At 58.1% G+C, this 23,223-nt stretch carries 34 protein-coding genes; 27 read left to right on the top strand and 7 right to left on the bottom strand.

Going from position 1 to position 23,223, the window contains the following annotated elements:
• Positions 1–36 precede the first annotated feature (36 nt).
• The 11 genes from CPter91_RS19385 (at position 37) to CPter91_RS19430 (ending at position 5,114) form a co-directional block, all read left to right on the top strand.
• A complete protein-coding gene (locus CPter91_RS19385) occupies positions 37–1,044 on the top strand; it encodes a phage major capsid protein, P2 family (protein WP_061943027.1) in 1,008 nt (335 codons plus the stop codon).
• A gap of 1 nt (position 1,045) precedes the next feature.
• Positions 1,046–1,759 (top strand): phage terminase small subunit, encoded by a 714-nt coding sequence (gene gpM, locus CPter91_RS19390; RefSeq protein ID WP_061943029.1) that lies wholly within the window; start codon positions 1,046–1,048, stop codon positions 1,757–1,759.
• Positions 1,760–1,855: 96 nt separating this feature from the next.
• Positions 1,856–2,347, top strand: coding sequence for a head completion/stabilization protein (locus CPter91_RS19395; protein ID WP_061943031.1), 492 nt, complete (start codon positions 1,856–1,858; stop codon positions 2,345–2,347).
• The gene (locus tag CPter91_RS19400) at positions 2,347–2,556 is read left to right on the top strand and encodes a tail protein X (protein ID WP_061943032.1); all 210 of its coding nucleotides are present in this window, start codon (positions 2,347–2,349) and stop codon (positions 2,554–2,556) included. Before CPter91_RS19395 ends, CPter91_RS19400 begins: the two co-directional genes overlap by 1 nt.
• A 14-nt stretch (positions 2,557–2,570) precedes the next feature.
• A complete protein-coding gene (locus CPter91_RS19405; protein ID WP_061943034.1) occupies positions 2,571–2,927 on the top strand; it encodes a putative holin in 357 nt (118 codons plus the stop codon).
• Complete coding sequence (locus CPter91_RS19410) at positions 2,920–3,189, top strand: phage holin family protein (RefSeq protein WP_061943036.1); 270 nt, start codon at positions 2,920–2,922, stop codon at positions 3,187–3,189. The genes CPter91_RS19405 and CPter91_RS19410 overlap by 8 nt, the downstream gene beginning before the upstream one ends.
• On the top strand, positions 3,186–3,650 hold the full coding sequence (locus tag CPter91_RS19415; RefSeq protein WP_061943039.1) for a D-Ala-D-Ala carboxypeptidase family metallohydrolase: 465 nt from the start codon (positions 3,186–3,188) through the stop codon (positions 3,648–3,650). Before CPter91_RS19410 ends, CPter91_RS19415 begins: the two co-directional genes overlap by 4 nt.
• A complete protein-coding gene (locus CPter91_RS27015) occupies positions 3,641–4,063 on the top strand; it encodes a hypothetical protein (RefSeq protein WP_061943041.1) in 423 nt (140 codons plus the stop codon). The genes CPter91_RS19415 and CPter91_RS27015 overlap by 10 nt, the downstream gene beginning before the upstream one ends.
• Complete coding sequence (lysC, locus tag CPter91_RS27400; protein WP_236905863.1) at positions 3,957–4,184, top strand: Rz1-like lysis system protein LysC; 228 nt, start codon at positions 3,957–3,959, stop codon at positions 4,182–4,184. Before CPter91_RS27015 ends, lysC begins: the two co-directional genes overlap by 107 nt.
• A complete protein-coding gene (locus CPter91_RS19425) occupies positions 4,129–4,650 on the top strand; it encodes a phage tail protein (protein WP_236905864.1) in 522 nt (173 codons plus the stop codon). Before lysC ends, CPter91_RS19425 begins: the two co-directional genes overlap by 56 nt.
• A complete protein-coding gene (locus CPter91_RS19430) occupies positions 4,647–5,114 on the top strand; it encodes a phage virion morphogenesis protein (RefSeq protein ID WP_061943043.1) in 468 nt (155 codons plus the stop codon). Before CPter91_RS19425 ends, CPter91_RS19430 begins: the two co-directional genes overlap by 4 nt.
• Positions 5,115–5,117: 3 nt before the next feature.
• On the opposite strand, the gene CPter91_RS19435 is transcribed toward CPter91_RS19430, so the two are convergent.
• From CPter91_RS19435 to CPter91_RS25940, 3 genes are read right to left on the bottom strand one after another with little or no spacing between them, the layout of a single operon-like run.
• Positions 5,118–5,606: a YcxB family protein gene (locus tag CPter91_RS19435; protein WP_167595194.1), complete on the bottom strand. Its 489-nt coding sequence runs from the start codon at positions 5,604–5,606 to the stop codon at positions 5,118–5,120.
• Positions 5,607–5,666: 60 nt separating this feature from the next.
• Positions 5,667–6,434 carry a DNA adenine methylase gene (locus CPter91_RS19440; RefSeq protein WP_061943047.1) on the bottom strand — a complete coding sequence of 256 codons (768 nt, stop codon included), beginning with the start codon at positions 6,432–6,434 and terminating at the stop codon, positions 5,667–5,669.
• Entirely contained in the window at positions 6,406–6,618 is a 213-nt protein-coding gene (locus CPter91_RS25940) for a Com family DNA-binding transcriptional regulator (RefSeq protein ID WP_082793029.1), read from the bottom strand. The genes CPter91_RS19440 and CPter91_RS25940 overlap by 29 nt, the downstream gene beginning before the upstream one ends.
• 247 nt (positions 6,619–6,865) lie before the next feature.
• Here CPter91_RS25940 and CPter91_RS19445 point away from each other — a divergent pair, with 247 nt between their 5' ends.
• The 13 genes from CPter91_RS19445 to CPter91_RS19500 are packed head-to-tail and all read left to right on the top strand — an operon-like array spanning position 6,866 to position 18,797.
• Positions 6,866–7,540, top strand: a complete 675-nt coding sequence (locus CPter91_RS19445) for a phage baseplate assembly protein V (protein WP_082793031.1) — start codon at positions 6,866–6,868, stop codon at positions 7,538–7,540.
• The gene (locus CPter91_RS19450; protein WP_417924825.1) at positions 7,537–7,875 is read left to right on the top strand and encodes a GPW/gp25 family protein; all 339 of its coding nucleotides are present in this window, start codon (positions 7,537–7,539) and stop codon (positions 7,873–7,875) included. The genes CPter91_RS19445 and CPter91_RS19450 overlap by 4 nt, the downstream gene beginning before the upstream one ends.
• Complete coding sequence (locus tag CPter91_RS19455; RefSeq protein WP_061943053.1) at positions 7,872–8,762, top strand: baseplate assembly protein; 891 nt, start codon at positions 7,872–7,874, stop codon at positions 8,760–8,762. Before CPter91_RS19450 ends, CPter91_RS19455 begins: the two co-directional genes overlap by 4 nt.
• Positions 8,759–9,319 carry a phage tail protein I gene (locus tag CPter91_RS19460; protein WP_061943055.1) on the top strand — a complete coding sequence of 187 codons (561 nt, stop codon included), beginning with the start codon at positions 8,759–8,761 and terminating at the stop codon, positions 9,317–9,319. The genes CPter91_RS19455 and CPter91_RS19460 overlap by 4 nt, the downstream gene beginning before the upstream one ends.
• A 6-nt stretch (positions 9,320–9,325) precedes the next feature.
• Positions 9,326–11,434: a hypothetical protein gene (locus CPter91_RS19465; RefSeq protein ID WP_061943057.1), complete on the top strand. Its 2,109-nt coding sequence runs from the start codon at positions 9,326–9,328 to the stop codon at positions 11,432–11,434.
• Entirely contained in the window at positions 11,434–12,021 is a 588-nt protein-coding gene (locus tag CPter91_RS19470) for a tail fiber assembly protein (RefSeq protein ID WP_061943059.1), read from the top strand. Before CPter91_RS19465 ends, CPter91_RS19470 begins: the two co-directional genes overlap by 1 nt.
• Before the next feature lie 27 nt (positions 12,022–12,048).
• Complete coding sequence (locus CPter91_RS19475; protein ID WP_061943061.1) at positions 12,049–13,221, top strand: phage tail sheath protein; 1,173 nt, start codon at positions 12,049–12,051, stop codon at positions 13,219–13,221.
• A gap of 27 nt (positions 13,222–13,248) precedes the next feature.
• On the top strand, positions 13,249–13,758 hold the full coding sequence (locus tag CPter91_RS19480) for a phage major tail tube protein (RefSeq protein WP_061943063.1): 510 nt from the start codon (positions 13,249–13,251) through the stop codon (positions 13,756–13,758).
• Between the two features lie 56 nt (positions 13,759–13,814).
• Positions 13,815–14,138, top strand: a complete 324-nt coding sequence (locus CPter91_RS19485; RefSeq protein ID WP_061943065.1) for a phage tail assembly protein — start codon at positions 13,815–13,817, stop codon at positions 14,136–14,138.
• A gap of 8 nt (positions 14,139–14,146) precedes the next feature.
• Entirely contained in the window at positions 14,147–14,263 is a 117-nt protein-coding gene (locus CPter91_RS25945; protein ID WP_082793033.1) for a GpE family phage tail protein, read from the top strand.
• Between the two features lie 12 nt (positions 14,264–14,275).
• Complete coding sequence (locus tag CPter91_RS19490; protein WP_061943067.1) at positions 14,276–16,996, top strand: phage tail tape measure protein; 2,721 nt, start codon at positions 14,276–14,278, stop codon at positions 16,994–16,996.
• A gap of 11 nt (positions 16,997–17,007) precedes the next feature.
• Entirely contained in the window at positions 17,008–17,535 is a 528-nt protein-coding gene (locus tag CPter91_RS19495) for a phage tail protein (protein ID WP_061943069.1), read from the top strand.
• Complete coding sequence (locus CPter91_RS19500) at positions 17,535–18,797, top strand: phage late control D family protein (protein ID WP_061943070.1); 1,263 nt, start codon at positions 17,535–17,537, stop codon at positions 18,795–18,797. Before CPter91_RS19495 ends, CPter91_RS19500 begins: the two co-directional genes overlap by 1 nt.
• A 246-nt stretch (positions 18,798–19,043) precedes the next feature.
• Here CPter91_RS19500 and CPter91_RS19505 read toward each other — a convergent pair whose 3' ends face one another.
• The 4 genes from CPter91_RS19505 to CPter91_RS19520 form a co-directional block, all read right to left on the bottom strand.
• Positions 19,044–19,472: a hypothetical protein gene (locus CPter91_RS19505; RefSeq protein WP_061943072.1), complete on the bottom strand. Its 429-nt coding sequence runs from the start codon at positions 19,470–19,472 to the stop codon at positions 19,044–19,046.
• 75 nt (positions 19,473–19,547) lie between these two features.
• Positions 19,548–20,195, bottom strand: coding sequence for a DUF6988 family protein (locus tag CPter91_RS27780; protein WP_061943074.1), 648 nt, complete (start codon positions 20,193–20,195; stop codon positions 19,548–19,550).
• Between the two features lie 150 nt (positions 20,196–20,345).
• Complete coding sequence (locus tag CPter91_RS19515; RefSeq protein WP_167595195.1) at positions 20,346–21,149, bottom strand: endonuclease NucS domain-containing protein; 804 nt, start codon at positions 21,147–21,149, stop codon at positions 20,346–20,348.
• Between the two features lie 641 nt (positions 21,150–21,790).
• Positions 21,791–22,270, bottom strand: a complete 480-nt coding sequence (locus CPter91_RS19520; protein ID WP_167595196.1) for a helix-turn-helix domain-containing protein — start codon at positions 22,268–22,270, stop codon at positions 21,791–21,793.
• A 72-nt stretch (positions 22,271–22,342) separates the two neighbouring features.
• Here CPter91_RS19520 and CPter91_RS26660 point away from each other — a divergent pair, with 72 nt between their 5' ends.
• The 3 genes from CPter91_RS26660 to CPter91_RS19530 all read left to right on the top strand — a co-directional run bounded on the left by CPter91_RS26660 (position 22,343) and on the right by CPter91_RS19530 (position 23,152).
• On the top strand, positions 22,343–22,540 hold the full coding sequence (locus CPter91_RS26660) for a hypothetical protein (protein WP_150119755.1): 198 nt from the start codon (positions 22,343–22,345) through the stop codon (positions 22,538–22,540).
• Between the two features lie 11 nt (positions 22,541–22,551).
• Positions 22,552–22,803 carry an Ogr/Delta-like zinc finger protein gene (locus CPter91_RS19525; RefSeq protein ID WP_082793037.1) on the top strand — a complete coding sequence of 84 codons (252 nt, stop codon included), beginning with the start codon at positions 22,552–22,554 and terminating at the stop codon, positions 22,801–22,803.
• 130 nt (positions 22,804–22,933) lie between these two features.
• A complete protein-coding gene (locus tag CPter91_RS19530; protein ID WP_150119756.1) occupies positions 22,934–23,152 on the top strand; it encodes a hypothetical protein in 219 nt (72 codons plus the stop codon).
• The last annotated feature ends 71 nt before the right edge of the window (positions 23,153–23,223 follow it).

The raw sequence follows: 23,223 nt of genomic DNA on the forward strand, positions 1-23,223 counted from the left end.
CACGAACACAGCCCCATACATACAGGAGTCATCCGCATGAAAAAAATTACCCGCCTCGCCTTCGACAAATACACCGCCCGCCTGGCACAGTTGAACGACACCAGCAATGTCGCTAGCACTTTCGGCGTGGCGCCGACAGTGCAGCAAAAACTGGAAACCAAGATCCAGGAATCCAGCGAATTCCTGAAAAGCATCAATGTCATCGGCGTATCCGAACAGGAGGGCGAAAAAGTCGGCCTGGGCGTTTCCGGCCCGACCGCCAGCCGCACCAATACCGACAAGGGCGACCGCAAGACCCGAGATTTGACCGCCTTGGACGGCAAGGGTTATCGCTGCGAAAAAACGAACTTCGATACGCACGTCAAGTATCAAACCTTGGACGCCTGGGCCAAGTTCCCCGATTTCCAGCAACGCCTTGCCAACGCCATCTTGCAGCGCCAGGCGCTGGACCGCATGATGATCGGCTTTCACGGCCGCACTGTGGCGGCCGATACGGACATCGACAAGAATCCGATGCTCCAAGACGTCAACAAGGGCTGGCTTCAGCACTACCGCGAACAGGCGCCGCAGCGTGTCATGCATGAAGGCAAAAAGGATTCGGGCAAGCTGGTCATCGGCGCAGGCGGCGACTATGAAAACCTGGACGCGGCAGTGTATGACGCCATCAACTTGCTCGATCCCTGGTATCAGAAGGACACCGGCCTGGTAGTGATCGTCAGCCGCAACCTGATGCACGACAAGTATTTCCCCCTGGTGAACACCAAGCAGGCCCCGACCGAGACGCTGGCGGCGGACATCGTCATCAGCCAAAAGCGCATCGGCGGCCTGCCGGCCATCGCCGTGCCGTTCTTCCCAGATAACACGATCTTTACTACCCGCCTCGACAACCTGTCGATCTACTGGCAGGAGTCAGCCCGCCGGCGCCGGGTGGTCGAGAAGCCTGAGCGCGACCGCATTGAAAACTACGAATCGTCCAACGATGCGTATGTGGTCGAGGATCTGGGCCTGGGCGCCGTGCTGGAAAATATCGTCCTGGCGGCCTGATATGGAAAACGCCTCTCCCGCCCAGCGCCACAAGGCGCGTGTCCTGGCCGAGCGTGCCGCCGAAGCAGCCGCCCCCGGTGGCGTCACCCACGGCAGCGCCTACGAAATGATGCTTTATAAACTGGCGAACGACCGCCGCAGCCTGGGCAGCATCCAGTCGGTGGCGCGCAAGATCGAGGTCAAGGCCACATTGCTGCCTGAGTACCAGGATTGGATTGACGCAGTGCTGGCGAAGGGTCAAGGCGGCCAGGATGATGTCTTTGCCGCGCTCCTGGTGTGGCATATCGACTGCGGCGAGTTTGCGCGGGCGGTCGAGATGGCGCGCTATGCCGTCGCCCACAAGCTGACCTTGCCGGACCAGTTCAACCGCGACATCCCGACGATGCTCCTGGATGAATTCTCTATGGCGTACTCGCACGGCAAGCTGGCCGACGATCCGGCGCAGGCAGTCGAGGTCCTGGCGCAGGTCCAGCAGTTGACGGAACACTGCGACGCGCCCGACCAGGCGCGGGCCAAGTTGTTTAAGGCGGCCGCCTACGCGATGGTCGCCGTCCTGGACCAGGCCGGCAACGAGCTGCTGACAGCGTCCCAGCTCCCGCAGGCGGAAGCCGCCCACAAGTTGATGGAGCGCGCCCTGGCCTTGTTCCCTGGTGTGGGCGTCAAGCAGGTCATGGACCGCCTGCGCACGCGCATTGCCAAAACCGTACCGGACTAAACGAGCACCCCTGGCGCACGGCGGCGCGGGTCGATGATTGAATCACTGCGATTTCATTCTGACGCCCGCCCACCGCCGATTTAATGAGAAATCCGCATGAGCTTTATTGCCTTTGAACCTTCACCCCCTTCCGGTCCACCAGCGCCGGTCGCCTCCGTTGTTGAAAACGACGGCTGGTATATGGATATCCAGCTATCGCAGATGCGCGACGCGGAGCGGCTGGACGGCACCGTCACCGAAGTGCGGCTGCGGCAAGCGGTCGTCGCCGCCATTCTCCACGTCAATAATGAGCTGCGCGACTGGAAGCTGGAACAGATTGCCGCCGGCTATACCTCCCTGGCGGCAGTGCCGGCGGACCGTGTTGACCGTGAAAGCGTCAATATTTCTCACTATCGCCGTGCCGTCTACTGCTGGGCCAAGGCCGATCTCACCGAGCGTTACCGCGATTTCGACAGCACCGCCTCATCGCTGAACGACAAGAAAACCATGGATGTCCTGGACGACGCACCTTCCGACCAGCGCCGTAATGCGCATTGGGCCATTACCAACATCATTGGCCGGTCCCACATGACGGTCGAGCTGATCTGATGCAGGTGCGCGCCCAACAGCATGACACGCTGGATGCACTGTGCTGGCGCCACCTAGGCGCCACTGCCAATGTGGTCGAGGTGGCGCTCGAACTGAATCCCGGCCTGGCCGACCTGGGGCCGATCCTGCCGCATGGCCTCTTGGTCAACCTGCCAGAAACTACCGCAACACCCACTAAAACCGCCCAGGTCGTGAGCCTTTGGGACTAATCGGAGAATCATCTATGGCAGAACCCAGCACCACCACTCTGGTCGTCACCAGCGCCGCCGGCATCGGCCTGTCAACGCTGTTTCCCGGTATTGACGGCAATGCGCTGATTGGCGCTTTCGCCGGCGCCACGCTGGTGGCGATCTCCAGCAAGAACCTGCCGGTCCTGCAACGCCTGGCGTACATGGTCATTTCCCTGGCGATTGGCTACCTGGCCGCGCCGGAGGTCATCAACAATACGCCCTTAAAACAATCGGGTGTGGCCGCCTTCTTCGCGTCGGCGGCGGCCATTGCCCTGACGCTGCACGGCATCGACCTGATTAAAACCATCGAGCTGCCGGCCTGGCTGCGCAAGGGTGGCAGCCATGACTAAAACCCTGACCTTGCTGGCGCTGCTGTCCTACGCCAGCACCTGCCTGCGGCTGCTGTGCTACCGGCGCGGCCTGGCAAATCACCGCTTGCATATCTCCCTGGTGGCCTGGTTGTTGATTGTTGCCACCGGCACCAGCGCCCTGGAGATCCTGCTCGACCATGGCCGCGCCTCCTTCGGGGAAGCGGGCATCGCTTTAACTTTGTGCTACCTGGTGCAACGCGCCCAGGGCAACGTCGCCAACATCATCAGGAGTATCGAATGACAACAGCCACACCATTGACCGAACATTTTACTTTGCAAGAATTCACGCGCAGCGACAAGGCGCGGTCCCTCTCTATCGACAATACACCGGCGCCGGCCATCGTCGCCAACCTGCGGCGCCTGGCAAAGTTTAACGAGCTGGTACGCCTGGAGCTGGGCGGCGCGGCGATGGTTATTTCCAGCGGCTACCGCTGCCAGTCGTTGAACCGGGCAGTCGGCGGCGCCGGCAACAGCGCGCACCTGGACGGCCTGGCCTGCGACTTTACGGCGCCGGCATTCGGCACGCCGATGGAGATCTGCCAGGCGCTGGAGAAATCCTATCTGCAATTCGACCAACTGATCTATGAGCGCGTCGGCGGCGCGGTGTGGGTACACCTGGGCATTGCGGTCGAGGGCAAGACGCCGCGCCGCCAGGTGCTGACGATCGACAGCCGCGGAACTCGGGTCGGTCTATGGAACTGATCGCCAAGAGCTTGATTTCCGTCTTGGGAATTGGCGCGCTGTGCCTGGTGATTTACGTCCAGCGCGACAGTCTGACCGCTGCCAAGGAGCGCGCCGAGGCGGCAGAAAAGATCACACGCGACCGCGACGGCACCATCAAGACCTTGACCGATGCGGCAGCCAGGAACAAGAAGGCCGCCGCCAAGCTACAAGCCGCCCGCGACAATATCGCCGCCACCCTCACCGAACGAGAAAACCTACTAGAAAGCCTTCAATATCATGATCCAACGATACGCACTTGGGCCGATACTGCTTTGCCTGACACTATTGCCCGCCTGCGGGAGCATCCGACCGTCATCGGCGCCGACGCTTACAGTCAACGCCTGCCCAGCAATCACGCGTTGCCAGTTGCCAGCAGCGGCGCCCACGACTAACGGCGCATTGCTTCTTGCCCTGGAGCGCACAGAAGCAGCATGGGGTATTTGTGCGGCCAAGGTAGATGCCGCTGTTGATTGCCAGGAGGATGCCGAACGTGTACAAGCCCAAAAGCCTTAGAGCGCACCTGACCGCCGTCAGCGCCGAGTTGCGGCAGAATCCCGAAAAGCTGCTGATCTTTGCGGACGGTGGCAATACGGTGGCCACCGGCACGAAGTCGCTTTCGTTTGAATATCGGTATAAGCTCAATATCATCATTACCGACTACAGCGGCAGCGAGGATGCGCTCATGGTTCCGTTGCTGGCCTGGGTCCAAGTGCACCAGCGCGACCTGCTGGACAATGCCGACTTGCGCAAGACCGGTATCGGCTTTAATGTCGATTTCAACAATTCCGAATCGATTGACCTGGAGATTACGCTGGCGCTGACTGAAAGCGTGATCGTGAAACAGGCCGGCGCTGGCCGGCTGGAAGTCATACACCGGGCCGAGCCGCAACCGACGCCCACGTATGCCGACGCATTCTGGCAGGCCTATGCAGGCGACGCGCTGCTGGCCGAATGGCATACGCCGGCCAATCCCGAATGAACGACGATCTGCACGCCCTGGAAGCCTGGGCCGGCGCGCTGCTGGCCCAGCTCCAGCCAGGCCAGCGTCGCGTCGTTACGCGCAGGATTGCCCAGGATCTGCGCCGCAGCCAGGCGCAACGCATCGCCAGCCAGCAGGCGCCGGACGGCGCACCCTATGCGGCGCGCAAGCAGCGCAAGAATCTACGGGGCAAGAAAGGGAGAATCAAACGGCAGAAGGCCGCCATGTTTGAGAAGATCCGCACGCAAAAAAATCTGAAGATCGAGCAGGACGAAAACCAGCTGTCGGTCGGCTTCTTTGGGCGTGTGGCGCGGATCGCCCGCGTGCACCAGGAGGGATTGACTGACAAGGTCGCAAAAAAAGGGCCGGAATATCACTATCCGGCCCGGCCTTTACTTGGTTTCCGCGCAGCGGATCAAGCGCTAATTCGTGAATCGCTGTTGCGCCATCTTGACGGATTTTGAAAACTAAACAGGGTCGCCTACATGCTGGGTTAACCGACCGATCAACAGAGGTAGGTCGAAACCGTTAGTTGCGACCGATTTTGGCAACATATGAAAAGCTCTGGAGGTACGATATATAAAAATCCAGTCGCCCTTTTGACGCCACTTCACAATATGGTCCCATGGGACGCGTGCAACGGTATTCGGTGAAGAAAATTCTACGCCATTGTCAAGAAGCTCGATGGTTAATGTTCCCTGTATGTCTTTGTTTTGCCGGTAACCTTTCCGAGCAACGTGTGGAATATAAATAAAAATGACTACTCCGAATATAGTCAAAATCAATAGACAATTGAACGTAATATCTAGCCCCGTCCCCGTCCCTAGAAAAGACAGTACTGCCGTCGCCGCTAGCACCATCATGAAAATCAGACCTATTTGGCGCGGGGAGGACTTCGAAGCTAAATTGATTGCCTGCATATACTCTTTTTCTGAAATTCGATAGGTAGTTTTCATAATGTCCAGTTGGATTACTGATTGAACCAATATTAGCATTTTTCATACTTCCAAAATCCTCTAGAAAAGCTGCGTCATCACGTCAGCATCCCAATTTGTAATGACCAGTTCCTTACTGCCGCCTGGCTGGCCATGTACGTTGCCAATGCCATATTTGATATCGAGGCCCATCATGGTAAAACCGCAGAATGCTTGTCGAATATCAGGGTGATCGTTGATGCTGACCATGACCTTGCCTTTGCAGGTTCGCATAAATTCTGCCATCTGTTCGTATTCTTCCATCCCAAATTCCACGCCATAACCAGGCGTCTGCCAATATGGCGGGTCAAGGTAAAAAAAAGTGTGCTCCCGGTCGTAGCGTTTCATGCATTCCAGCCAAGGCAGATTTTCTACAAACGTGCCGGCCATCCGCAGACGGGCAGCGCGAAGATTTTCTTCAATCCGGCTTAGATCGGGTGATGGTGTAGTGGTGGCCGTGCCGAAATGCTGCCCAACCACCTTGCCGCTGAAGGCGTGCTGTTGCAAATAATAGAATCGGGCTGCGCGCTGGATATCGGTCAAGGTCTCCAGTCGTGCATCCTGCTGCCATTTGAACTGCTGCCGGCTGCTGATTGCCCACTCGAACTGCCGCGTGAATTCCTCCATGTGGTGCTGCACAACCCGGTACAGGTTGACAAGTTCGCCGTTGATGTCGTTGATGACTTCGACACGCGCTGGCACTGGCCGCAGGAAATACAGCGCGGCGCCGCCGCAGAACACTTCGACGTAACACTCGTGCGGCGGAAATAGCGGGATGAGTTTATCGGCCAGGCGGCGCTTGCCACCCATCCAGGGAATAATCGGACTTGCTTGCACGTACTGCTCCAATGTCAGATGCTCGACGGCATGCTGGTGCGGGGCGCGTGGCTCTCAGGTGGTTCAATGTGCCGCATCGCGGACACTTGATAGAGAGGGTGATGTATTCACCCTCTCCTAATTTTCGGGAACAACTTCCACAACGAATGTCTTGCATTTGGGTATACCTGCGCGAATATGATAGCCTTCGGCCTACCTGTACAGGTGGCGCGGCCTTGGCCTTGCTTGCAGCCTCATTCTGCCGGCACGGCGGCGTAGATAGTGTTAGCGCACTCCCTACGTCGCCGCGTTCTTTTTCCAGACCGGCACTGTAGTACGCCACCTCGCAACAAAACACCCGCCAGCAGTTGGTAACGCGGATATCAACCCGCTACCAGGTGCGCCGAATCAGGCAACCCGGCAACATGCAATGCATGACTGCTGACTACTCCGAACTGCTGCGTTTAATCCTGAATCTGATTCGATTCGGCACCATTGCCGACATCAATCACGACACCCAGCGCGTGCGCGTCAAGGTCGGCGAGAACGTCACCACATGGCGCCCCTGGATCACATTCCGCGCCGGCGATGCACAGACCTGGTTTCCGCCTTCCATGGGCGAACAGGTCATCGTGTTGTCGCCCGAGGGTGATTTCGCCAATGCCGCGATCCTGCCGGCGATCTATTCAGACAAATACAAATCACCATCGACCAACCCAGCACACGACACTACTCGCTACGTGGATGGGACCGTCGTCCAGTACGACAGCGACGCGCACACCTTGACGGCCACGCTGGCGGACGGCACCAGCGTGACCGTCGCACCTGGCAAGGTCACATCGAATGCCGAAGATACGGAATGCACCGGCAACCTGTTGGTGCAAAAAAATCTGGTCGTCAATCAGAACCTGACTGTCAACGGCATGTCGGCCTTGAATGCCGGCATGAACGTCCAGGCCGGCAGCAAAGGCGGTGCGGCGGCTGTGATCCAGGGGATCTTGCGCGCTACTGAAGACGTTATCGCCGGCGCCATCAGCCTAGTTAAACACCCGCACGGTGGCGTCAAAAAGGGCGAAGACGAATCAGGTGGTCCGAAATGATGAACGCCCGTACCGGCCGCGCCATGTCGCGCCTGGCCCATATCCGCCAGTCCCTGGCCGACATTCTCACCACCCCTATCGGTTCCCGCGTCATGCGCCGCACCTATGGCTCCGAAGTACCGGAGCTGATCGATCAGCCGCTGAACGGCGCCACGGTCCTACGCATCTATGCCGCCACGGCTTACGCCGTCCTGCGCTGGGAGCGCCGCATTGCCTTGACCGGCGTGCAATTGCAACGCGGCGCTGATGGACAAGCCACGCTGCTTCTGGACGGAGTCACCAATGAACAGAGTGTGCAATTGGCCGTGCCTGTTGGTTCGGGAGCGACGCTATGAGCGCAGCTATCGACCTGTCGCAACTGCCGGCGCCCAATGTCATCGAGCCGTTAGATTTTGAGACGATCCTGACTCAGAACCTGGCCGACCTGGAAGCACAAGGCGTCAATCTGGACGAACTCACGGAATCCGACCCCGCCATCAAGGTGATCCAGCTTAACGCCTATCGTGAATTGAAATTGCGCCAGCGCATCAACGAAGCCGCCCGCGCCCTGATGCTGGCCTATGCAATGAAATCGGACCTGGACCAGATCGGCGCGAACATGGACGTGCCGCGCTTGCAGATCTGGCCGGCAGATCCTGACAAGGGAACTGCCGCTGTCATGGAAGCGGATGACGACTACCGCCGCCGGATCCAGTTGGCGCCGCAAGGCATGTCCGTGGCAGGACCGGAAGGCGCCTATGTGTTCCATGCCCTGAGCGCGGACGGACGCGTGCGCAACGCGACGGCCACCAGCCCCTCGCCCGGTCACGTGGTAGTAGCGATCTTGTCGCACGAAGGCGACGGCACGCCCTCCCAGGAGCTGCTGGACATCGTCGCCACCCGCATGCTTGATGATGGCGTGCGGCCCTTGACTGATTACGTCACAGTCGTTGCCGCGCAAATTGTCCGCTACCAGGTACACGCCAAGCTGTACAGCTTCTCTGGCCCTGATCCGACCGTTGTGCTGATTGAGGCGAACAAGCGCATGCAGAAGTATGCGAAGGAAGCGCACCAGTTGGGGCGCGTGCCTACCCATTCGGGCATCGACGCGGCGGTACACGTTGCCGGCGTCGAGCGCGTCATCCTGGTGTCGCCGACCGCAGATCCAGAAATATCGAAGCTGGTGGCGTATTACTGCGAAGACATACAGATCGAGTACGGCGGCATTTGGGGCAAGGTATGACCAAGAGAAAAATCAAATCTCTGTTGCCGCCCAATTCCACCCCACTGGAACGGGCGCTGGAAGCGGCCACGGCCAGGACCTCCGATGTGCCGGTCCCACTGCGTACCTTGCACAACCCGGACACCATCGATATTGATCTGCTGCCCTGGTTAGCCTGGCACTGGTCGGTCGATAGCTGGAAATCCTACTGGACGGAAGAGGTGCGGCGCGCCCGCGTGCGCAACGCCATGAAGATCCACCGCCAGAAGGGAACGGCCAAGGCAGTCAAGGACGTGGTGGCCGCCTTTGGCGGGTCCATCCTGCTGCGCGAGTGGTGGCAAAAAACGCCGATGGGTGAGCCGTACACCTTCGACCTGGTCATGACGCTATCCGGCGCCGGCGGCCAGTCGGCCACGGCTGAATTTGTCGATGACGTGATCGCCGAGGTGAATCGCACCAAGTCCATCAGGAGCCATTTTACGTTTACCCAGGGCATCGAGACGCAAGCCGCGATTGCCGTGGCAGCGACGGTCCGCCCTGTGATCTATGCCCGTTTGAATCTGACACAAGCAAAGTAAAACCATATGCCTGGACTCCAAATCATCATCACCAACGCCGGCCGCGCCGCCTTGGTCAATGCCGAACACAACGGCACGGCGTCGCTCAAAATTACCGAGATCGGTATCACTGGCGCTGTCTTCACGGCGGGCAAAGAGACGACCACCTTGCCGGGTGAAATCAAACGCATTAAAACCATTTCCGGCGAAGTCGTGGCGCCCGATACGCTCCACGTCACTGTTCGCGACGATGGCACCGACACCTATACGGTGCGCGGCATTGGTTATTGGTTGAGCAACGGCGTTCTCCTGGGCGTCTACAGCCAGCCGGAACCGATCTTACAAAAGTCCACGCAGTCGATGCTGCTGCTGGCCGCTGACCTGGTCTTTACGGATATCAAGGCCACCTTGCTGACCTTCGGCGATGCCAACTTCACGAACCCGCCGGCGACCGTTGAGCGCCAGGGCGTGGTCGAGCTGGCGACCCCAACTGAGACCGTCGCTGGCACAGACGGCACCCGCGCCGTCACGCCGGAAGGGCTGACGCCGGCCTTGGCGCAGGCCATCGCCAAACACCTGGTCGCAGTTGATCCGCATCAGCAATACCTGACCTCAGAACGCGGCAACACGTTGTATTTCCACAAACTACCAGCCGTTACCGATAGTGATACCCATTGCGATACTTTACTGGACACCGGCGTGCGTGATGTGTCGGTCGCCAATGATCGCGGCGTCATTGCCGCCACCGGCCTACCTATGGGCGCCGATGGCTATGGCACCCTGACCACCGAGAACGGCGGCCAGTTCGTGCACCAGGTCTATACCGAAGGCACCACCGCACGCAGAACCTGGCAGCGCACCGGCTACCTGGGCGCACCGCTGCCATTCATTGGGCGCGACTGGAAGTTGCTCTGGGATTCCGTGACGTTCGACCCCGCTTCCAAGCAAGACAAGCTGCCCTTTACACCGGTCCAGCAAGGCACCGGCATCGGGCAGAAATCCAATGTCGTAAAAATTGGCTGGTCGGGCGGAAACCTGAAAGTCACCGTTGACGATACCGACATGGGCGCCGTGATATTCCAGGCGAATCTGGAAGCAGCGCTTAAAAATTATCTACCGCTGACTGGCGGCAGTGTTACTGGCCTCTTGCAAGTCTCCGGGTCCACTGGCGCCGTGGGCAGTCTCGGACCCGGCCGGCCATGCATCGAGGTGGCGTCAAGCGGCAAGTCCGATGATGCTTACATGACCTTCCACAAGCCAGGTGCATACGCAACACACTTCGGGCTAGACGCCAATAATGACCTATCCGTTGGCGGTTACTCAATGGGTGCGGTTTCCTACAAGCTGTGGCATGCCGGTAATTTCGACCCAGCGGCCAAGCAAAACGCGCTGGGATACACGCCCGTCCAGGAAGGCACCGGCGTCGGTCAGCTCCCTAACCGGGTAAAAATTGGCTGGGCAGCCGGCGATGGCCTGAAGGCCACCGTCGACGCCACCGACCAGGGCTATTTTGTATTTGCTAATCAGACTTTGCGCATGCGCTGGGTGGGGCAATCTGGTCAGCCGCCGTGGTTGTTGGGTGGTAGTAGCGCGGGCGATATATGCGTCTACAACCCGTCTGAATTCAGCGTCAAATATGCCACCGATAGCGCACGTTCTCAGAATTCCGAAAACATCAGCAACGGCAACAGCTATATGCGGCTCCAGTGGTCTGATCCCGGCGGCCAGACCCTTTACGTATGGGGTAGCGACGGGCCGACCACAGCGCGCCTGTCGGTCGTCGGTAATCTCAGCGTCGGCAATGCGCGCACCTGGAGCGGCTTCCCGTTGCGCTTTGCAGAAAATCCCGGCGTCCAGCCCTATTACGTGCTGGGTATCGAGGCCGGTCACAACGAATTTTCTATCTACAACCGCACCTCGATGGCGGTCGGCTCTTGCGTCTCAGCGATGTATGCAAACCAGCTGTCTGGCGCAGGACTGCAAAACCAAGGCATCGGCGGTTACATCATGAACAAGAACTACACCTCTCCCGAGGTCGCCGGCGCCTGGGAATTGCGCGGCTATGCCTACGACTTCGGGTCGGGCGGCGACGGTGGTGTCGGTTCACGAGCAGCTTTATGGCAAAGGGTGGGGTAATGGCAAAAGCAAAACAAGCAATCGAGCAAGCAACAGCAATTCCAGCACCAGGAGACATTGTCCAGGAGCTGCCGCCCAGCACCGAGCAGGCACAGATTCCGCCGGCGCGGCCTCTTCTGTTCCCGGAATTGCAGCCTGCGGAACTACCAAAGCCGGTCGACCCGTTCGCTTATTCCGACATCAAGGACATTGTCCGGGTGGCGGCGGGCTATCAGTGCGCAGTGAAATTTCTTCATCGTGACGACTATCTCGCGTACCTGGCCTGTCCGGACGATGTGGAAGCGCATGGCCGCACCATCCATGCGGAATGCGAAGCCCGCGCAGCAGACGGCGTGCCGGATTATTTTCCGAGCGACGCCGAGTTCCTGGCCGTGGCGCAAGAACGTATGTCCGGCGAACTGCGCCGCGCCAGTAGTGAAGTGACCAAGTATCAGGACCGCGTCGATGTGGACGACGCCAGCGACGCCGATATCGGCTTGCTGCTGGCCTGGAAGAAATACCGCGTTGCCTTGAACCGCATCCCGAACCAGGCCGGCTATCCGCACGTCATCACCTGGCCGGTCATACCCGACACCCCAGCCATTTAATTATTTACCTCATTTACAGGAGCCAATATGCCTACTGATTACCATCATGGCGTGCGCGTCATCGAAAAAAACGATGGCACCCGCCCGATCCGCACCATCAGCACCGCCGTCATCGGCCTTGTCGCCACCGCCGAGGATGCCGACCCGGCTGTCTTCCCTCTCGATACGCCGGTCCTGCTGACCAACGTACCCGCCGCCATCGGCAAAGCCGGCACCAAGGGGACGTTGCGCCGCGCCCTGGACGCTATCGGCATGCAAACCAAGCCGTTCACGGTCGTGGTGCGCGTGGCCGAGGGCAAGGATGAAGCCGAAATCACCTCTAATGTGATCGGCACCACAACCGCGGCTGGCAAGTACACCGGCATCAAGGCGCTGCTGGCAGCTCAAAGCAAGCTCGGCGTCAAACCGCGCATCCTGGGCGCGCCAGGGCTGGACACCAAAGCCGTCACGAACGCCATGGTCAGCGTCGCCCAGAAGCTGCGCGGCTTTGTCTATGCGTCGGCGCACGGTTGTTTGACCAAGGAAGACGCCGTGCTGTACCGCAAGGATTTTGGGCAACGCGAACTGATGCTGATCTGGCCGGATTTCGTGAGCTGGGACACCGCCACCAATGCGGACGCCAATATCTCGGCAGTCGCCTACGCCCTGGGCCTGCGCGCCAAACTGGACGAAGAGATCGGCTGGCACAAGACCCTCTCCAACATGGTCGTCAACGGCCCGACCGGCATTTCGGCGGACGTGTTCTGGGATCTACAAGATCCGGCCACCGATGCCGGCTTCCTGAACGCCAAGGAAGTCACCACGCTGATTAACAGCGGCGGTTTCCGCTTCTGGGGTTCGCGCACTTGCGAAACGCCGGAATTCTTCTATTTTGAGAACTACACCCGCACCGCCCAGGTGCTGGCCGACACGATTGCCGAAGCGCATATGACCTTTGCCGACAAGCCCTTGCATCCGTCCCTGGCAAAAGACCTGGTCGAGAGCATCAACGCCAAATTCCGCGACCTGGTCAAACGTGGCTATCTGATCGGCGGCAGCGCCTGGTGCGATCCGCAATTCAATGAAAAGGAAAATTTGAAGGACGGAAAGCTGACCATCGATTACGACTACACCCCAGTGCCGCCGCTGGAAAACCTGATGTTCCAGCAGCGCATTACCGACCGCTACCTGGCCGACTTCGCCGCTGCCGTCAACGCTTAACCATTTATAGAAAAAGGAACTTCCCTGATGGGCATGCCTAAAAAATTAAAACTGTTCAATCTGTTTGATAGCGGTAATTCCTACTTCGGCCAGGTCACGGAAATTACCTTGCCGAAACTATCGCGCAAGATGGAGGAATACCGCGCCGCCGGCATGACCGGCCCGGTATCGGTGGACTTCGGCAACGAAGCCATCACCCTGGAATGGACCGCCGGCGGCATCCTGATCGACGCCCTGCTGCAGTACGGCGCTCGCAGTCATAACGCCACCCAGCTGCGCTTCTCAGGCGGCTATGAAAATGACGACGACGGCACCGTCTCCACCGTGGAAATCGTTGTGCGCGGGCGCCACAAGGAAATCGATATGGGCAGCGCCAAGTCCACCGAAGAGACGAACCAGAAATACAGCACCGCTTGCAGCTATTACAAGCTGACCATCGACAACAAGCCGATCTACGAATTCGATTTCGTCAACGGTGTCGAGAAAATCGGCGGCGTGGATCGCAACGCAGATCTGCGCCGCGCCATCGGCCTGTAAGCCAGGTCAAGAACAACCCCAACCCCTTTTTATTTTTTTACTTTTAGGACCACACCATGAAAAACACTACTGCTATTTCCAAGACCGCTATCGCCAAGTCGATCACCCTGGACGAACCAATCAAGCGCGGCGACGACTTCATCAGCGAAATCACCATCCGCCGCCCGAAGGCGGGCGAACTGCGCGGCGTGTCGTTGATGGAACTGGGCAACCTGAGCGTGGCCGCCTTGCAGACGGTCTTGCCGCGTATCACGCAACCGACCTTGACCGCGCACGAAGTCGCCGGCATGGACCCTGCGGATCTGACCGAGATCGGCGCGGAGGTTGCCATTTTTTTGGTGAAGAGAGCGGATCGGCTGGCGGCCTTCCGGACCGAGTAGAAGACCCGATGGCCGATATAGCGGTGGTGTTTCACTGGCCACCGCAGGCCATGGATGAGCTGGAAGTATCGGAATTGATGGCCTGGCGCGAACGCGCCAGGGTGCGCAGCGGCGCGGAAGAATAGGAATTTTACTCAATGAGCGACAAGCAATTACGGTTACAGGTGGTCTTCGCGGCGCTGGATAAGCTGACCGGCCCCTTAAAAAAGATCACCGGCGAGTCGTCCGCCCTGGGCAAAGCCATCAAGGCCAATAACGACCGGCTGAAGGAACTGAATGCCCAGCAGAAAGATGTTGGGCGCTTCCGCGAACTGAATGCCGGCTTGCAGGCCAGCTCCGGTAAGCTACGCGAGACGCAACAGCAGATTGCCGCCCTGGCGCAGCGAATGCAGCTGACCACAACGCCCACGCGTGCCATGACCCGCGAATTTAACGCCGCCGTGAAGTCGGCCAGCGCCTTGAAACAGGCCGGCCAGCAGCAAGGCGAACAGATGCAGATCCTGCGCTCCCGCTTGTCCGGCGCTGGCATCGATACGCGCCAGCTTGGATCGGCACAAACCTGGCTCAAAAATAGCATAGCCTTTACCAATGCCGAATTGACAGCCCAGCAGAAGAAGCTGGCCGCAGTCGGCGCGCAACAGCAGAAGGTTGCCGGCGCCCGCCAGCATGCCGACAAGCTACGCACCACCGCCGGCAATGTCGCGGCCGCGGGCATCGGCGCGACCGTCGCCGGCGCCGCCGTGGGCGCGCCCCTGGTCACTGGCCTGAAAGAGGCGAAGCACTACCAGACCGAAAAGGGGCGCATTACTGCCCTGGGCCTGGGACCGAAGGTCAGCGCCGACGCCGAGAGCTACGCCCGCAACATGAAGACCTACGGCACCAGCCATGCCGAGAACCTGGAGTTAGTCAGGGACAGCATGTCCGTGTTCGGCGATCTGCCGCACGCGCAGATGGTCGCGCCCATGCTGGCGAAGATGAAGTTTGCGAATAAGGCGTTTTACGGCGAGGAAGCCGGCGGCGAGAACGAACGCAAGTTCATGGACATGTTGAAGGTCATCGAGGTGCGCGGCGGCACGGCCAGCTCGGAGAAATTCAACGAACAGGCCAATATGGTGCAGAAAGTCATTTCCGCCACGGGCGGCCGGGTCGGCCCTACCGAGTGGCTGAACCTCATCAAGACCGGCGGCATTGCGGCCAAGGGCATGGATGAAAAATCCTTTTACTACGAGCTGGAACCGCTGGTGCAGGAGCTGGGCGGCTTTGGCGTCGGTAACGGCCTGATGTCGAGCTACAACAATTTATATCAGGGCCGCACCAGTAAGCGTGCTGCGATGAACCTGGACAAGCTGGGCCTGATTGGCGATCACACCAAAGTGAAACATGACAAGGTCGGGCAGACTGCCCAGCTTGATCCTGGTGCGTTGCTGGGGTCGGACCTGTTCAAGAAAAGCCAATTCGAATGGATGGAACAGGTCCTGTTGCCGCAGTTGGCGAAGAACGGCATCACCAAGCCCACCAAGGTTCTCGACACCATCGGCAGCCTGTTTACCAATCGTAAGGCCGGCGACCTGATGGCGAACATGTACTTGCAGCGCGCCCAGATCCACAAGAACCGGAAATTGAACGAAGGCGCTTACGATGTCGACCGGCTCGAACCGCTGGCCCGCGAACAGGCCGGCGGCAAGGAAATGGACGCGCACGCCAAGCTGGCCGACCTCCAGCTGACGATGGGCGAGAAGATCCTGCCGCTGTATTCCAGCGCCATCGAGACTGTGACGAAAGCGCTGGAAGGGCTGAACAGCTTCATGGAACGCAACCCGGCCACGGCCAAAGCGATGATTGTCGGTTTCGGCATACTCGCCGGCATCCTGGTGATGCTGGGACCGCTGATGCTGGGCCTGGCCGCCTTGATCGGTCCCTATGCGATGTTGCATGTGCTGTTCGCCAAGATGGGCGTCGCCGGCGGCGTGCTGACGCCTATCTTGCGCGGCCTTAGCGGCGGCTTGATGATGGTCGGAAAAACCATCTTGTGGCTGGGCCGCGCCCTGCTGACAAATCCGATTGTGCTGCTGATTACCCTTATTGCAGTGCTGGCTTTCCTGATCTATAAAAATTGGGAACCCCTGAAGGCATTCTTTAGCGATCTGTGGGACGGCATCACCGAGCGCTTTAATCGTGCATGGGAAACCATCAAGACCTTTGTCGGCGGCCTGTGGGCGGATGTGAAAACAGCATTCGACGGCGGTATCGGGGGCGTTAGCGCGTTAATCATGAACTGGTCGCCGCTGGGGCTGTTCTATAAGGCATTCGCCGGCGTGATGAGCTGGTTCGGTGTTGAACTGCCGGGAACATTTACCGAGTTCGGCGCCAACATCATCCAGGGGCTGGTCAACGGCATTTCGTCCGGATTCAGTTTCCTGAAAGACAAAATCAAGCAGCTCGGGGCCATGGTCGGCATGACCTTTGCGAAGGAGCAGGAGATCCACAGCCCTAGCCGGGTCTTTAGTCGGTTCGGCGGCTTTATCACTGAAGGACTGGCCCTCGGCATAGAGAACGGACAGGATGCGCCGATCAACCAGGTTAGCGGTCTTGCCAAGCGCTTGACCCAACTCGGCGCCGGCATCGCCATCGGCGCAACAGCTATGCCGGCGCTGTCTTTCGATACGCGCACGCCCATTGCGTCGCGTGCCGCCGGCGCCAACATCGTGGTCCAGGGCGACACCGTCCAGATCATCGTGCAGACGCAAACCGGCATGGACGAACAGGCGATTGCCCGAGCCGTCATGCTGGCGATGGAAGAGCGAGACAGACAGAAGGCAGCGCGCACGCGCTCCAGCCTGTCCGACAATCACTTTTAAGGATTTTTACTATGATGATGACCTTGGGCATGTTCGTCTTCAGCCTGCCGACCCTGGCCTACCAGGAGCTGCAGCGCAAGACCGACTGGAAGCACCCTAGCACCTCACGGGTCGGCGCCCGTAACGCCCGCCAGTACACCGGCAAGGGCGACGACACCATCACGTTATCCGGCTGGATCGCGCCGGAACTGACCGGCAGCGTCTATTCGCTCGATGCCTTGCGCCTGATGGCCGATACCGGCAAATCGTGGATTCTGATTGCTGGGACCGGGCGCATCCTCGGGTCCTACGTCATCACCGGCATGACTGAGGGCCGCACGGTGCTGGCGCAGGACGGCGACGCCGGCAAGATCGAGTTCTCGATCACCCTGGAGCGTACCGACGAATCCGTTCTAGGTCTGCTGAATACCCTGGGCGACCTGGGCAGCATCAAAAACATGTTGAGCCTGGAGGGCATCAGCAACAGCGCCAGCAACGCCATCAATGCCGGCAAGTCGACGTTTGATAATGTTGCCAACAGCATGCGGAGCCTATTCTGATGGACTACCCCATCCCTGCATTCAAGATCACCCTGGACGGCCAGGACATTACGGGGAAATTCGCGCCGCGCCTGGTCAGTCTCGACCTGACCGAGTGCCGTAGCGACAGCGCCGACGAACTGAGTATCACGCTGTCCGATACGGACGGCCAGCTTGCGATACCAAGCAAGGGCGCCAGGATCAACGTGCAGATTGGCTGGCAGGAATCCGGCCTGGTCGACAAGGGCGTCTTTACGGTTGATGAGATCGAGCATAGCGGCGCGCCGGATCTGCTGACCTTGCGTGCCAGGACGGCCAGCCTGATCGATACCTTCCGCCAGCCCGTCGAGCGCAGTTTCCACGACACCACCCTGGGTGCAGTGATCGAGGTGATCGCGTTTCAGCAGGAGCTGAAAGCCGGCATTGCCGACGCGCTACGGGGTGTCAAGATTGCGCATCTGGACCAGACCAGGGAGAGCGACGCGGCATTCCTGCGCCGGCTTGGGAAGAAATACGATGCTGCCGCGACCGTGAAAAATGACACGTTGCTGTTCATGCCGGCGGGCCGCAGCAAGACAGCGTCAGGCCGCGACTTGCCTGTGATCCGCATCACGCGCAACCTGGGCGACCGGCATCGCTACCATAGCGCCGAGCGCGACAGCTACAGCGGCGTGCGCGTGTTCTGGCACGACGACCGGCACGGCCTACGCCGCAGTGTCGTTGCCGGCGCACCTGGTAACAGCAAACGACTGCGCACGACCTATGCCAATGAGGCCGACGCACGCACGGCGGCGGTCGCCGAGTGGCAGCGCATCCAGCGCGGCGCTGCAACCTTGGAATTGTCGCTGGCAATTGGCGACCCGGCGCTGATGCCGCAATCGCCTGTGGAAGTCGTGGGATTCAAAACCGATATTGATAATCAGGACTGGCTAACGGCCAAGGTCCGGCACAGCATCAGCGATGCCGGCTTTACCAGCGGTATCGAGCTGGAGACGCGCACCGAGGAAGCAGAAGTTGAGCGCGAGGATGGGGTCGATCCAGATGCTGGCATTACCGGCGTGTACGCCAAGTGGCGCAACGTCGCCACGAAGAAGACCGGCCAGGAGTTCGCCCCCTCGACCGGTAAGGGCAAGAATGTGGCACCGGCAGCCGGCGCGACGGCCAGCACAAAAACGCTGCAGCACGTCTACGCCAACAAGCAAACCGCCGCACGCGCCGCAAAACTGGAATGGGAAAAAATTCAAGAGAGACGTGAAATTGTTGATGAAAACAACGCTAGATAAATTGCATTAGCTCGCAATAATTTGTCATTTTTTGCCAGCGCCTTAGTCCGCTAACGCCCCAAAGGCGCCGGTCGCGCATACGAAAAGCGGACGTTAGCAAAAGCGACAATGGTCTCTTCTGCGTTCAAACTGTTATTGAACGACTCGCCGATATTTATGTGTCTCCTCAATTTTTTCAAGCGCGCAAGGAGCAGGAATCGAGAGATGGGGAACGATAAGCGTAAGCGATTTCCCTGTTCCGCGAAATCAAGATATCTTGGTTAAAAGTTTTCTTATTCCGCGTTCCGGGTCTAGGTCAATAACACCGGCCAGCATGAGGGTACCGATTAGCCAGGCTGGCGATTTGGAAACATATTCAGAACTTACGATTCTTTGAATGTGAGGAAGAGCAACCTCAATCCACCCGTCAACTGCTTCACGAGCTTCATGGAGTGGGAGTGCTTTAAGCTCAATCGAATCCGCCCGGGACAATAGTTGAAATTTTTCGCCGGCGTTAATCACTGAGCGCATATATGCGTATGCCAATTGCTCTTTATCGACCTGTTGAGCATTGCTGTATGCTCTTAGCCAGATCGAGAAATGCTCATCGAGCATCTGCTCCGGATTTCTCGAAGATTTCTTTTTGAAAATGAAATATGCAACAGTTGCAAGAACGACGGCAATAAAAAAATACATGGAAATCCAAGGTTAGTTTAAGAGCTGATTACAAATGATGACTATCGTAGACCAGGCATCTAGCGCCTCTGCCTCTCATCCAAGCGGGGGCGGCATGACATCTCCATGCTCACGCGACAAGTGTCCGACAGCTCCGTAGAGTTCCTTCTTGCCCGAGGTAACGACGATTACGTTGCACAGCATGAGGCACAGAAGGTTGCGATTGCGCAGCACGTCGATTAGTTTGTCGGATGGATAGCCTCGAAGAGCATGGGCTACTAGGTGGGCACCGCCATGGACAAACGAGTGCATGACCTTCACTGTCTGGTAGAGCCTTCTACCCTCAAGAGCCATGTCTGGAGCGCGGGCTTCAATCGCATCCAACATAGAAGGTATGGAAGGGCCTAAGTTGGGCTCCGTCAAGCTCCCGACCGGCACAGGCTCAGTGAACTTGTTCAGCCAGTCTTCAGCCGCCCCAATCTGCACCCACGCAGCGCGGACAGTTGTCTCGAAGTGCAGTCGGACCAACGCTAGGGCCGTCCCGTGGTGACCTGCCCCCATAAGTACGCGCTGACTAATGGCGTGTTCGAGCGCCGCTCGGCAGAACCCCATGGTGATGACATGACGGGCTGACGAGACGTTCCAACCGTCACGAAGCAGCAACTCGACATCTCGATCAAGCGCTGCACATCCGTCAAGAAATCGACCGAGCCGTGCGTGATTGGCTAGCTCCTGTTGTTCCATTACCCCCCCCTCGAGCGGAATTGCGACATGTACTATCTGAATGCTTTGAGTGACTGCTTCTGGCCGTTTTGAGCACGTCGCTTTTTCTGTTGTCCCATTGAAGGGGCGGTAACTAGTCTTAGCGTTGCCTGGACCAGTAATGACGCCCGGTCAAACATGCAGGGTCGCGGAGCGAAGCGTTACGGCGAGGTCGTACTCCATCAGGCGGACATTCGGAACCTGCGTTGCCGCGTAACGCAGTTTCTTGCCGATGTCCGACGCAATGATGATGCCATACACATTCTTGTCGCCCGCTAGGTGCTCTTTGACCCAGCCCATATACCGAAGGATTTGTCCCAGAGCCGCGTCTGGTCCGCGGCCCACTTTCAGTTCGAGTACGTAGAAGTCGCCGTTGCCAGTCGCCAAAATGTCGATGGGACCAACGTCGGTCTGAAATTCCACGCCATCACGATCGTCCGTGCGGTATAGCGCAAGCGGCGCATCGTGACCAAGTAGTTTCGGAAGCTTCTTGGCGAGGTAGTCGCGAAGGTGCGCCTCTAGAGCGAACATGCTGTACGACTCATCGGTTGCCTCTACGACTTCGGCGATCTGCGCTGGATTGTCGCCCACGCCGTCCGCAAGGCGGACGATCAGTGCGCCGTCGGCAGAATGCGCGATTTCCCACACGCCGTGTTTCTCAGGCTGGTACCAAACAACCCGTCCGCGCCCAGTGCTGAACAAGTAATCGTAGGCTGTGTCGGTGAGCCGTGGTTTCTTGTTGTCGCTGTAATGGATACGCGATGGATGATTCACCGCCCCCGAGATAATGCTGCATGTCATTGAACTGTCGTTTATGCCATCGCCGTACATCGACCTCACTTTTGCTTTAATTGCTTGATACGTACATTCGCCATTCAATTGCTGGACCGCTTCTTTAACCATTTGCCATACCGGCGGGCGGTTACCGTTATTCACTATTTGCACTCCTTGTTCGTATTCTAGGTCCATCTAGCGGACCAGGCTGTAAAGGGTAGGCGTACGGGGCTCAAGCGGTAACATATAACGATGACGATCAGATGTCCGCTTTGGGCTGAGTTTGTTAGCGATTGCTCCTGGCCGATTGCAGGCAATCGTGAATGCCCCTAACTGGGAGGATGGTGCAATTCTGGTGTTTCGCCCCCATTCGATTACAGGCTGTTGCGATAGATAACTACGTCAGTCGTGGCGCACGCGAGCGAGGCCGCGATTCCGTGCCCCAGTATGGGCGTAATCCAGGTCGATCCAAAAAACACTCCTGATACGTTCCGTTCGCTCGCTTTGCAAGAGCGCCGACTACATAAAAATGCTCGTCTAATCTGCAGTACGATTCTGGCATTATTCTCACTACCGTTGGGTCTTGGAATAACGGCCAAGTACCAGTCATGAGTGCCGCCATGAATGCCGCCGACTGCAATCGGAAGGCGCGCTTTAGTCTGCGAGCACCGCCTGACTGCTGTTCGGTGGCAAGCCGAAGTATTGCCGGCTTGATAGCATCAAATAGATTCGATGGAACTAATACATTGCCAAACACCAGCTGGCCGATGACAGCCGCGTCTTTTCTGTTCCAAGCACAGAATCTATTCGTCCAAATTTTTTTTCGGTTTTTTTGTCTTTTTCCCGCCGCCCACATTGATCGTTTGCGGAGCAGTGATGTCGCCGACAATATGTTGACCTACCTCGCCATGGAACTGCACGCTCCCCACACGGGGAACGGCGGTATTTCTCTGTGCGGCGTTCTGCGTTTCCCCAACGACATCAAGCATGCCCAGCATATTAGCTTTCCCGCGTATGTCCAGACTGCGATAACCAGCCAGTAATTCTTTTTCGTCTGGCGACATGGCGCTATTGGAGCGCTGCCCGGTCAGAACATACTGTACGTCGCCACCAACAGCAGCAAATGCAGACAGAGCGTCGCCACCAGGTACTGCCTGCGCACGTTCATATTTGCTCGACATCTCTCGCCGAACGCCCATACGCTCAGCCATTTCTTGCTGGGTAAATCCTAAACGATCCCGTTCTTCACGTAGACGGTCACCACAATTCGCGTTAAAAGACACTATATTTCCTTGACGATGTGCATTAAAATACACATAATTACACTATTCTTAGTTACTACACATCATATCACCATGAAAATATTGCCAAAAGCCAGACGTTTGCCTAATGGAACTATTTGCCACACTCACAGTGTGCGTTTAACGTCCGGCGAAATGGCTGAGGTCAAGCATTACGCTATGAACGAGGATGAATCACTCACCTGGTTCCTTCATGAAATGGTTGTGCGTGGCTTGGAAGATTACAAACGCGAACTTTCCACCTATCAGTGATGGATTCCCCAATGAGAGTCATCAGCATTCCCTGCCCACATTGCCACCATCGTGTGCGTGCCGCCAAGAGCCGCACCATGTCGGACATGATGAAAGAGATCACCTACATGTGCCAGAACCCGGAATGCGGGCACGTTTTCGTCGCAAGCCTAGAAGTCCTGCGCACCTTGTCGATGTCGGCTATGCCGAACCCTGATGTACGTATCCATGTGTCGCAGCATGTCCGCAATGCCTGCGCCACTCAGTTGGCGCTGACCCTGTGAGCCACCCATGATGACACCTCGCAACCTAGCGCCGCCGTAATCCCCCGCTAGTTCCTTCCCTCCCCCGTTGTTGCCTGCAACGTCTGTTTTCAGACGTGCGGGATTCGCTCACCCTGAAGAAAGGTAAATCATGTCGAAACGCATGTATTTGGACCAACTGAAGCAGATCACTGTGAAACCAGTAAAAGCGCGTCGCCATCCAGACGCATTTATCGGAATCTACTCCACCCAGGAAATCGTGTTCCATTTCGAGGATGGCAGCAATCAAGAGTTGACGCTCGGTCTGGAAGCTGGCGTGCACGCTCTCGCCCTGGGCGACCTGGTCACAAACACACAGGTGACAGTATGAAAAAATTCAAACAATTTTTGTTCGATTTCTTTGTGATGACACTCGGCTGCCTCCTGATTATGGCCGCTCCC

It is taken from the genome of Collimonas pratensis (assembly GCF_001584185.1).
In the GTDB taxonomy this organism is placed as follows: Bacteria; Pseudomonadota; Gammaproteobacteria; order Burkholderiales; family Burkholderiaceae_D; genus Collimonas; species Collimonas pratensis.

Excerpts from the sequence above, each read along its gene's own strand:
- CPter91_RS19385 (WP_061943027.1), top strand. The coding sequence starts at position 37 with ATGAAAAAAATTACCCGCCTCGCCTTCGACAAATACACCGCCCGCCTG.
- gpM (WP_061943029.1), top strand. The coding sequence starts at position 1,046 with ATGGAAAACGCCTCTCCCGCCCAGCGCCACAAGGCGCGTGTCCTGGCC.
- CPter91_RS19395 (WP_061943031.1), top strand. The coding sequence starts at position 1,856 with ATGAGCTTTATTGCCTTTGAACCTTCACCCCCTTCCGGTCCACCAGCG.
- CPter91_RS19400 (WP_061943032.1), top strand. The coding sequence starts at position 2,347 with ATGCAGGTGCGCGCCCAACAGCATGACACGCTGGATGCACTGTGCTGG.
- CPter91_RS19405 (WP_061943034.1), top strand. The coding sequence starts at position 2,571 with ATGGCAGAACCCAGCACCACCACTCTGGTCGTCACCAGCGCCGCCGGC.
- CPter91_RS19410 (WP_061943036.1), top strand. The coding sequence starts at position 2,920 with ATGACTAAAACCCTGACCTTGCTGGCGCTGCTGTCCTACGCCAGCACC.
- CPter91_RS19415 (WP_061943039.1), top strand. The coding sequence starts at position 3,186 with ATGACAACAGCCACACCATTGACCGAACATTTTACTTTGCAAGAATTC.
- CPter91_RS27015 (WP_061943041.1), top strand. The coding sequence starts at position 3,641 with ATGGAACTGATCGCCAAGAGCTTGATTTCCGTCTTGGGAATTGGCGCG.
- CPter91_RS19425 (WP_236905864.1), top strand. The coding sequence starts at position 4,129 with ATGCCGCTGTTGATTGCCAGGAGGATGCCGAACGTGTACAAGCCCAAA.
- CPter91_RS19430 (WP_061943043.1), top strand. The coding sequence starts at position 4,647 with ATGAACGACGATCTGCACGCCCTGGAAGCCTGGGCCGGCGCGCTGCTG.
- CPter91_RS19435 (WP_167595194.1), bottom strand. The coding sequence starts at position 5,606 with ATGAAAACTACCTATCGAATTTCAGAAAAAGAGTATATGCAGGCAATC.
- CPter91_RS19440 (WP_061943047.1), bottom strand. The coding sequence starts at position 6,434 with ATGGGTGGCAAGCGCCGCCTGGCCGATAAACTCATCCCGCTATTTCCG.
- CPter91_RS25940 (WP_082793029.1), bottom strand. The coding sequence starts at position 6,618 with ATGCAAGACATTCGTTGTGGAAGTTGTTCCCGAAAATTAGGAGAGGGT.
- CPter91_RS19445 (WP_082793031.1), top strand. The coding sequence starts at position 6,866 with ATGCAATGCATGACTGCTGACTACTCCGAACTGCTGCGTTTAATCCTG.
- CPter91_RS19450 (WP_417924825.1), top strand. The coding sequence starts at position 7,537 with ATGATGAACGCCCGTACCGGCCGCGCCATGTCGCGCCTGGCCCATATC.
- CPter91_RS19455 (WP_061943053.1), top strand. The coding sequence starts at position 7,872 with ATGAGCGCAGCTATCGACCTGTCGCAACTGCCGGCGCCCAATGTCATC.
- CPter91_RS19460 (WP_061943055.1), top strand. The coding sequence starts at position 8,759 with ATGACCAAGAGAAAAATCAAATCTCTGTTGCCGCCCAATTCCACCCCA.
- CPter91_RS19465 (WP_061943057.1), top strand. The coding sequence starts at position 9,326 with ATGCCTGGACTCCAAATCATCATCACCAACGCCGGCCGCGCCGCCTTG.
- CPter91_RS19470 (WP_061943059.1), top strand. The coding sequence starts at position 11,434 with ATGGCAAAAGCAAAACAAGCAATCGAGCAAGCAACAGCAATTCCAGCA.
- CPter91_RS19475 (WP_061943061.1), top strand. The coding sequence starts at position 12,049 with ATGCCTACTGATTACCATCATGGCGTGCGCGTCATCGAAAAAAACGAT.
- CPter91_RS19480 (WP_061943063.1), top strand. The coding sequence starts at position 13,249 with ATGGGCATGCCTAAAAAATTAAAACTGTTCAATCTGTTTGATAGCGGT.
- CPter91_RS19485 (WP_061943065.1), top strand. The coding sequence starts at position 13,815 with ATGAAAAACACTACTGCTATTTCCAAGACCGCTATCGCCAAGTCGATC.
- CPter91_RS25945 (WP_082793033.1), top strand. The coding sequence starts at position 14,147 with ATGGCCGATATAGCGGTGGTGTTTCACTGGCCACCGCAGGCCATGGAT.
- CPter91_RS19490 (WP_061943067.1), top strand. The coding sequence starts at position 14,276 with ATGAGCGACAAGCAATTACGGTTACAGGTGGTCTTCGCGGCGCTGGAT.
- CPter91_RS19495 (WP_061943069.1), top strand. The coding sequence starts at position 17,008 with ATGATGATGACCTTGGGCATGTTCGTCTTCAGCCTGCCGACCCTGGCC.
- CPter91_RS19500 (WP_061943070.1), top strand. The coding sequence starts at position 17,535 with ATGGACTACCCCATCCCTGCATTCAAGATCACCCTGGACGGCCAGGAC.
- CPter91_RS19505 (WP_061943072.1), bottom strand. The coding sequence starts at position 19,472 with ATGTATTTTTTTATTGCCGTCGTTCTTGCAACTGTTGCATATTTCATT.
- CPter91_RS27780 (WP_061943074.1), bottom strand. The coding sequence starts at position 20,195 with ATGGAACAACAGGAGCTAGCCAATCACGCACGGCTCGGTCGATTTCTT.
- CPter91_RS26660 (WP_150119755.1), top strand. The coding sequence starts at position 22,343 with ATGAAAATATTGCCAAAAGCCAGACGTTTGCCTAATGGAACTATTTGC.
- CPter91_RS19525 (WP_082793037.1), top strand. The coding sequence starts at position 22,552 with ATGAGAGTCATCAGCATTCCCTGCCCACATTGCCACCATCGTGTGCGT.
- CPter91_RS19530 (WP_150119756.1), top strand. The coding sequence starts at position 22,934 with ATGTCGAAACGCATGTATTTGGACCAACTGAAGCAGATCACTGTGAAA.